We start from the raw sequence: 1431 nt of genomic DNA, 5'->3' as shown, positions 1-1431 counted from the left end.
CTTTAAAGATGCAGATGTGTGGCTTACTGCACATATACCGCATATCCTTGACACTATATGCGGCACATCTTCATATCTTCTGCCCATTACCATAGCCTCATAGAACCTTGGAGATTCCACTATTTCTAAACGGAGTTCCTTTATCCTTCCGTTCTTTATATCAATGACAATATTGCCATGCCCCTCTACACGGGTGATATGCTCCACATTTATCTTTACATCCCTTTTCACTTATCACCTCTAATATGCCATGAATCATACAGATTAAAACTGCCCAATATATCATGGGCAGTCAAACCATGCCTCTTTAATGTTTCTTTATGTGCAGTGATATTAGGGTTGTCAACAAGGCCCCTGCATCCCCAGCATACACTGCCGTAAGTTATACATACTGCATCACACCCTGCCCTTGTAACAGGTCCAACACAGGTTTCCCCTTTTTCAAAAACACATATATTCTCTGCCATCTTACAGTCAACACAAACAGGATGATTTGGAATATCAGGTTTCTTGCCAATGAGCAGTGCCTTTAAGACATTTAAGAATTCTGTCCCTGTTATCGGACAGCCGTATATGTAATAATCAACAGGTATAACAGCATCAATTGGTCTCGCAGGTATTGTGTCAAAGTAATTGTAATATTTTGACCTTTCACCATACACAATCCTTTTTACATCATCCATAGAAAACCTGTTTTTAAGGCAATTCAATCCTCCTATTGAAGAACATGCACCAAGGGCAACAACAATCCTTGCCTTTTCCCTTATCTTTTTTACATCATCAATCTCATGTGTTCGGGATATGCTTCCCTCAATAAAGGCTATGTCATAATCATCCCTTTTTTCATCAATTGCCTCCCTGAAATTTATAATCTCAACGAGGTTTAATATATTAACAAGTTCATCAGCAAGAGATAAAACCTGTAACTGGCATCCTTCACAGGAGGTAAAAGAAAAAAAGGCTGCCTTTGGTTTTTGACCTATCTTCATATTTGCCTTTCCCGCCTTTCCCGCTTTTCTCGCCTTATTATATTGCCTCTCTCAAATATCTTATCTCACTTAACCTGAATACAGGTCCTTCCTGACATACATAGACACTGTTAATCTGACAGTGTCCGCATTTCCCAAGTCCGCACTTCATCCTTCTTTCAAGGGAGAGAAATATCTCATGTCCTGCAATCCTTTTTTCGCCGAGTACCATAATAACATATTTATACATAACAGGCGGCCCAACAATAACCGCAACTGTCTTTGCCTCGTCTAATTTTAGTTCAGGCAGATATGTCGTAACAACGCCTGTATGCCCCTTCCAATCAGGGTGCGGTTTGTCAACCGTAATCCTTAAATCAAAATCCTGCGCCCTAGCCCATTCATTCAGTTCATCCTTAAATAGTATCTCTTCAGGCGCCTTAACCCCATACAATAGAATTAT

At 40.0% G+C, this 1431-nt stretch carries 3 protein-coding genes; all 3 read right to left on the bottom strand.

The window, feature by feature from the left end; all coding sequences use genetic code 11:
- A partial coding sequence (locus tag HZC45_02175) for a nickel-dependent hydrogenase large subunit (GenBank protein ID MBI5681970.1) occupies positions 1-231 on the bottom strand: 231 nt, incomplete at its 3' end.
- A complete protein-coding gene (locus HZC45_02170; protein MBI5681969.1) occupies positions 228-989 on the bottom strand; it encodes an NADH:ubiquinone oxidoreductase in 762 nt (253 codons plus the stop codon). The genes HZC45_02175 and HZC45_02170, both read right to left, overlap by 4 nt.
- Before the next feature lie 37 nt (positions 990-1026).
- The coding region (locus HZC45_02165) for an oxidoreductase (protein MBI5681968.1) at positions 1027-1431 on the bottom strand (405 nt) is incomplete at its 5' end.

It is taken from the genome of Deltaproteobacteria bacterium (assembly GCA_016223005.1).
Taxonomy (GTDB): domain Bacteria; phylum Desulfobacterota; class GWC2-55-46; order UBA9637; family GWC2-42-11; genus JACRPW01.
This window is presented reverse-complemented; position numbering and strand designations above follow the sequence as displayed.

What these genes read in the sequence shown, in the direction of transcription:
- HZC45_02170 (MBI5681969.1), bottom strand. Translation starts at nt 989, where the DNA reads ATGAAGATAGGTCAAAAACCAAAGGCAGCCTTTTTTTCTTTTACCTCC.